Genomic DNA, 6234 nt, shown 5'->3' with positions numbered 1-6234 from the left:
GCCCCACGGATCCAGGGTCCGTTAATCGTCGGTGTGCCGGGACGAGACGAAGGGACGCGATGAGACGCTACGCCGCTGCGTCGCGTAGCGGTGCCGAATGAGGGACTCGGACTGATTCTAGTCTGCGTCGAGAAAACACCTCACTGGTATCCTCGGTCCGCAACTACCCAATCCAATCAATGTCCGAGCCGATGGGCGAGGAGCCGGAAGAACACTATCAGTCCGAGTGTACTCAGAACTGCTACTTCACCTTCTCCCCCAGTTTCCATATGTTCCCCCTGCAATCTTCGGCGCAGCCAGAAGAAAACTGCTTCTCTCCTCCAAAGACAATTCGGCACTGGCGCGATGGACGCACTCGTCGACCTTGTCTTTGCTCCCTATCGCGACGAATGGCCCTCATACGCAGAAGAAGCGTACAATTCCCTTTTCGGCTCAGGGGGTGGACGGTACCGCTCGTATGCTCTTGGCAACAAAGCCAAGGTTCGCGCGCCCAAAGCAGACCCGCCATTCGCGGCTCTCATTCACCCCTCGAATCCCGATTCCGGCGCGTATGGCGGAATGAGTTTCGTGATCTTCCCCCAAGACAGTGAAGACGACGAGGCTCCTCCTGCCCTCTTCGGACTGGGACTCGGGACACGAGGCCTGAACCCTGACGAGCGCATTCTGTCACGACCGGGCCATGCCCGTCACACCCAGGCAATCGTGGACTGGTTGAACGCGGCGTTCGGCGAGGGGAACGTCGTCGCGTGGGCGAAGGATGACCCTGTTCGCACCAATCAGTCGGTCCCTGACCATGTCCGGGATCAGTTCGCGGAGTACGCGTCGGTGTTCGATAAGTACGGCAGGGAAATGTACGCTATTTTCGCCCCGACAATGGTGTCGGACGAGGAGCAGGAACAACGCGAGGCGGCCGACCACGCCCTGAAGGTCTTCTTGGATTTCATGTTCAGGGAACGCGGCGAGACAACTCTTAGCGCTGCCCAGGACGAGGCCGAGCGACTCCAACAGTCGTATCAGTCTCACTTCTTTCCCACACTCGACCGCCAGGATGCCGTGTCGCTCCTTGATGAGCGCCGGTACGTGATTCTGCAGGGACCTCCGGGAACCGGGAAGACGCGCATGGCCCTCGAACTCCTGGAGGACGCATACGACGGACGCGGGCACACAATACAGTTCCATCCCGGCACAACGTATGAGGATTTCGTGGGAGGCCTCGGTCCCACGGAGACGAGTGGAGAAGCCGATCTCGGATTCCGGTTCAAGCCGCAGAAGGGGGCCCTCCTACGGGCAGCGGAAAACGCCCTCGACGTCGCCCCTGCGCCGTACCTCCTGCACATCGATGAAATCAACAGGGCGGATCTCGCAAACGTGCTGGGGGAAACAATCTTCCTCTTGGAACCGGGACGCGAGCATGACGCCACGGTGGAATTGGCCCACGATTTCGGAGCGCCCTTCCACGATCGGCTCTGGTTGCCGGATAATCTCCATATCCTCGGCACCATGAACACTGCCGACCGCAGCATCGCGGCCCTCGACGTGGCCATCCGGCGCCGCTTTGCCTTTGCCTCCCTCTGGCCACAGATCGAGGTCGTACAGGAGAGCAGCATCGATCTGATGGCTCAGAAATTTCGGGAGTTGCAGTCCATTTTCGTCAATCATGCCCCCGATGATGCCTTTCCGCTCCTCCCCGGGCACTCCTACTTCCTCGTTGACCACCGAGAGTCCGCAGTTCGGAAGCTGAAGTCCGAGCTTGCTCCTCTCCTGGAGGATTACGTGTCTCGCGGATACGTCGCCGGATTCGAAGGAGAAATCCGCTCGTACGTGCAGTCGATTGAGAGCCTGTAATCTCACCACGACGCCCTGGAGCGAACTCTTCCAACCATCGTCCTCGACTCGTGTCCGGTTCGCCTCACAGCAAGGTCATCGAGGTGGAGGATACAAGCCAGGCGTACGTACCTGCGTCCTTTCTCCTCGAGGCTTCGAGCACTTGGGGCCAAGAGTCGGCCATCGGACAGCTTGCCCGACAATTCCTTGATCGAAATGCCGGCGTGCTCCAGGACTTTGAGGTGGAAGGCGACGTGGTTTATTACGGCGACTCGGTGCGGCTCTCCTTCGAAACGGGACGTACGACGGGCGCCCTTCCACTGATTTCTCCCACCACCGGACAGGTAGACTATGGTTTGGTTATCCGCCCACGGTTCGGGTGGCAGGGCGTGGGACGCGCCCTCCTTCATACGGGGTGGCGGCGCCCACCCGATCTGCTGAGCCTGTCCTCTCTTCCCCAGTCGGACCGCCGCGTCCCTCCGTGGGTACTGGCCAGTACGGTCCTCCGTCGCATTGACCGATTGCTTGGCAACCTGACTCGTGAGTTTCAGATCACCGAGGAGGATCGCCGGCAGCCGCGCGGACGCATCCAGTGGGGAACCTACGTCGAGAATCGGGCTGCCCGGGGACAGTTTCTCAGCGTACCATGCCGATACCCTGAGCTACAGGACGATGCGTTTCTGCGCGGTGCCATCAAGAGTACTCTTCAGAAGCAGCGGCGCTCTCTCGAGCGCGAGCGCGGAGCTGGGCCGATGGTCCTCCAGCTTATCGAGAAGTGCCAACGGCTTCTACGGGAGGTCCAGGAAGCGCCCTCCGTATCGCCCGATCCTGCACGCCTACGCCGGTTTCAGAGCCGCCAGCCGCTTCGGCAGGAGGTGTTCGAGCGTGGCCTTGAAGCGATCGAGTGGACCCTGGAAGAACGCGGTCTGGCTGGCCTCGGGGAATTGTCGGGACTGCCCTGGCGCCTTCCGATGGACACCTTTTTCGAGGCCTGGGTCGAGACGGTAGCGGAGCGATACTGCAAGCTTCGGGGTGGCACTCTCCAGACCGGTCGCGAGGATGAGACCGTTGTCCCGCTGTCTTGGAATCCCCCATATCTGGGATCTCAGTCTTCACTCCGTCCCGACCTCGTGATCGACAAGGGAGATCAGACCATCATCCTCGATGCGAAGTACAAATCGCACTGGGAGGAGCTCGATGCGCAGGAGTGGCGCCAGACGCGCCAGTCTCTACGGGACCAGCACCGAACGGACCTACTTCAGGTGCTCGCCTATGCGAATCTTGCTGACAAATCGCACGTGACGACCTGCCTTATCTACCCGTGCCATCACTCAACGTGGGAGTCGCTCGCCGAGCGCGACCGACTTGCCCATCGAGCAGAACTGGGCGCAGGATCACGAACCGTTGAGCTGGTACTCGCAGCGGTGTCTATGGAGACCTCCCCCGATGAAGCGGCTCAGGCACTGAAGGCGGCTATTTCCGAATAGAGTTGCGCTGTGGACCTTCCCTACACCGCCTCCCCCGCCTCCACGTCTTCGAGGGCCACGCCCTTCAGCCCCATCGCGTCGTAGGTCGCGCCCTCGAATGCCGGGAGGGTCGACTGCACCTCATCCATGATCTGCTTCGGCCCCTTCGCGTACTCCAGGTCTTCCCCGACACGCTGGGCGATCTCGGGCAGGATCTCCCAGCTCGGCTTGCAGTTGATCTTGTTCTCGTCGTTGTGCCAGCGGTCGAACGGCGTGCCGTGCTCGTCCTCGCGGTTCGTGCCCATCTCCATCATGAGCGTGCGGTTGACGCCCTGAATCTCCTTCGCCGGGCGCACGCGCTGGGCGCGGCCGTCCTGGTTCACGTAGGTGCCCACCGTCTCCACGATCATGGCCGCCGGGAGCGCCGTCGTGGCGCGGGGCAGCGTCTCGTTCGTCGTGTTGTAGTAGTGGAGCACCACGTCCAGGTCGGTCAGGGCATCGGCGGTGCAGAGGCCGGAGCTCACCGGGTCGTCCTCCAGCACGTAGAGCAGGTCGTACGCGCCCTCCGCGATCCGAGCGCCCACGAGCTCCTCGTCGACCGGGCGGATGCCGAGCCGCTCGCAGCCCTCGGCGTTGGGCGTCTTGTCGTCGGTGATGAGCCAGTCGTCGCCCGCCCCCGGCTCCACGTGTGGGAGGTAGCGCGGGGCGTCGGCGCCGAGCGCGTCGGCCAGCTGCGTGAGGAGGTAGTTGTCCTCCACCGTGGCGTAGGCGGAGCCAAGGAAGAGGATGCGCTCCGGATCGGTGCCGCCGAGTAGCGACGCCGCCTGGGCGTAGGCCTGCTCCCAGTTGCCCTGTGTGCGCGTGTCGTTGCGTCGGATGTGCGGGCCGTCTGGGCGGTTGTCGTTGAACGTGTTGTAGACGAGCCGGTCCTCGTCGGGGAGCCAGTACTCGTTGACCGCCATGTTCTGCCGCGGCGTGATGCGGAGCACCTGATTGTCGCGCACCCAGTAGTGGCAGTTGGCCCCCGTCGCGTTGGTGGCCACGATCGAGGGCGTGGAGCTCATCTCCCAGATGCGCGCCTTGAAGCGGAAGTCCGACGACGTGAGCGCCCCCACCGGGCAAATGTCGATCGTGTTCATCGAGTAGGGGTCGTCGAATTCTTCCCCCGGCGCCGTGATGGGGTAGTTCTCGACGCCCCGGTTCGCGATCGTGAGCTGGCCGCTGCCCGAGACCTCGTCGGTAAAGCGGGTACAGCGCGTGCAGTTGATGCAGCGCTCGGCGTCGAGCGTCACGCGCGGCCCCAGCTTCACGCGCTTCGGCTTGTGCACCTTGCGGAACTCGAAGCGCGAGCCTTCCGGCCCGTACTTGTAGGCCTGAATCTGGAGCGGGCAATGGCCGGCCTGGTCGCAGATCGGGCAGTCGAGCGGGTGGTTGGCCAGCAGGAACTCCAGGTTGTCGGTCTGGGCCTCCTCCACCTCCTCGCTGGAGCGGTGCGTCTTCACGACCATGCCGTCCTGCAGATCAATCGTGCAGCTCGCCTGCAGGTCGGGGAAGAACTGCACGACCGGCTCGCCGTCCTCGTCGAGCTGCACCTCGCCCGTCTCGCGGTCTTTCTTCGGCATGCCTACCTTCACGAGGCATTGCCGGCAGTTGGCCGGGATGGACATGGCGGGGTGGTAGCAGAAGTGGGGCAGTTCGATGCCCTGGTTGAGGCAGAACTGCAGCAGCTTCTGCTCGCCCTCGTACTCGTAGGTCGTTCCGTCGATGGTGACGATTGGCATGTCGGCGTTCGGCGTTGAGCGTTCGGGGTTGAGCGTTAGGCGTTCGGCGTGAAGAGTTACTCCGTCTCGGAGGACTCGTTTTCTTCGAACACGTCAAGATAGATCTCAGCGAGTGGAAGTTCAGCCTCCACCGAGGGCAGCGTGATCGTGGCGCTGAGGCCGTCGGTCTCGGTAAAGCGCCAGCTTCCGTCGTCCTGCCGGACGTAATGCTCGACGTGGGGGGCGTCCTGGGCGACGAGGAGGTACTCCTGGAGCGTGTCGATCTGGCGGTAGCGAGCGAATTTCTCGCCGCGGTCGTAGTCCATCGTGGAGGGCGAGAGCACCTCCACAACGATCCGAGGATTTAGAAGGAGGTTACTCTGGTTGGGATCGAACTTAGGACCTCCGCAGACCACAACCAGATCGGGAAACGCATTTTTATCGGCGGTCGGAAGAGCAACCTTCAGGTCACGAGAAGCTGTACGGCAACTCGTGTCCAGGAACTGGTTGCCAAGCGTGCGGTCAATGTTGGACGCGATCGCGCTGTGAGACCAGCTTGCGGCAACCATCTTAATCATCCATCCGTCGACGTATTCGTGGCGCTCTGCACTCTCCTGCTCGCGTTCGAGGTACTCCTCCAGTGAAATCGGTTCGTCGTTAACGACGCGATGGGCAATGGACGGCGGCGGACCGGTTTTCGTCGCAGTAGTCATGATGCCTCTGGGATCGACGTTAAGAGTCCGGACTGGAGACTCGAACGGGCGTCACCCGCACACCGTTCGCGGTCAGGCGGAGCGTATCGTCTGAAGCGCGAAGCGTGCCGGCGGCCACAGCAAAGCCGTTGGTCTCTGCAGGCACCTGCCAGGCGCACGACCCGTCGTCGGTACGGGCGGCCGTTACGAGCAACGGTGGCTCGTCACCGGTGTCGAGCCGGAGATGACACCCACCTGCTCCAACCTCTGTGATGCGGCCACCGACGGTCAGGATGTGGCCTACGTAGAGGCTGTCCTCCGCGGCCACGGCAAGAGCTGGAAATGTGGTGGTCGCGTCGACGGGCGCGCCGTAGATCGTCTCGGCCTGATCCGCGTCGGGGGTCCCGCCGCATGCGCCGAGGACCATACCGAGAAGAAGGAGGGGCAAGAGACGAGCCATCACCGGGCGCGACAATTCGTTTCGAGCAAGCT

At 62.6% G+C, this 6234-nt stretch carries 5 protein-coding genes; 2 read left to right on the top strand and 3 right to left on the bottom strand.

The genetic code is table 11. The features are described 5' to 3' along the window. The first annotated feature begins 345 nt into the window (after positions 1 to 345). Positions 346 to 1845 (top strand): McrB family protein, encoded by a 1500-nt coding sequence (locus ABEL04_RS14455; protein ID WP_375803106.1) that lies wholly within the window; start codon positions 346 to 348, stop codon positions 1843 to 1845. Positions 1846 to 1895: 50 nt separating this feature from the next. Then, entirely contained in the window at positions 1896 to 3311 is a 1416-nt protein-coding gene (locus ABEL04_RS14450) for a 5-methylcytosine restriction system specificity protein McrC (protein ID WP_375803105.1), read from the top strand. 20 nt (positions 3312 to 3331) lie between these two features. Here ABEL04_RS14450 and ABEL04_RS14445 read toward each other — a convergent pair whose 3' ends face one another. Genes ABEL04_RS14445 through ABEL04_RS14435 form a run of 3 tightly spaced genes read right to left on the bottom strand, consistent with a single transcriptional unit; the run spans position 3332 to position 6202 of the window. Next, complete coding sequence (locus ABEL04_RS14445; protein ID WP_375803104.1) at positions 3332 to 5071, bottom strand: 2Fe-2S iron-sulfur cluster-binding protein; 1740 nt, start codon at positions 5069 to 5071, stop codon at positions 3332 to 3334. A 56-nt stretch (positions 5072 to 5127) separates the two neighbouring features. Beyond that, the gene (locus ABEL04_RS14440) at positions 5128 to 5763 is read right to left on the bottom strand and encodes a Uma2 family endonuclease (protein WP_375803103.1); all 636 of its coding nucleotides are present in this window, start codon (positions 5761 to 5763) and stop codon (positions 5128 to 5130) included. Between the two features lie 19 nt (positions 5764 to 5782). Next, complete coding sequence (locus ABEL04_RS14435) at positions 5783 to 6202, bottom strand: hypothetical protein (protein WP_375803102.1); 420 nt, start codon at positions 6200 to 6202, stop codon at positions 5783 to 5785. Positions 6203 to 6234: the final 32 nt, after the last annotated feature.

This window comes from Salinibacter sp., from assembly GCF_042218895.1.
Lineage (GTDB): Bacteria > Bacteroidota > Rhodothermia > Rhodothermales > Salinibacteraceae > Salinibacter.
The sequence above is the reverse complement of the archived record's forward strand: the minus strand, read 5'-3'. Positions and strand labels throughout refer to the sequence as shown.

Coding starts and splice junctions, on each gene's coding strand:
- ABEL04_RS14455 (WP_375803106.1), top strand. CDS start 346: ATGGACGCACTCGTCGACCTTGTCTTTGCTCCCTATCGCGACGAATGG.
- ABEL04_RS14445 (WP_375803104.1), bottom strand. CDS start 5,071: ATGCCAATCGTCACCATCGACGGAACGACCTACGAGTACGAGGGCGAG.
- ABEL04_RS14440 (WP_375803103.1), bottom strand. CDS start 5,763: ATGACTACTGCGACGAAAACCGGTCCGCCGCCGTCCATTGCCCATCGC.
- ABEL04_RS14435 (WP_375803102.1), bottom strand. CDS start 6,202: ATGGCTCGTCTCTTGCCCCTCCTTCTTCTCGGTATGGTCCTCGGCGCA.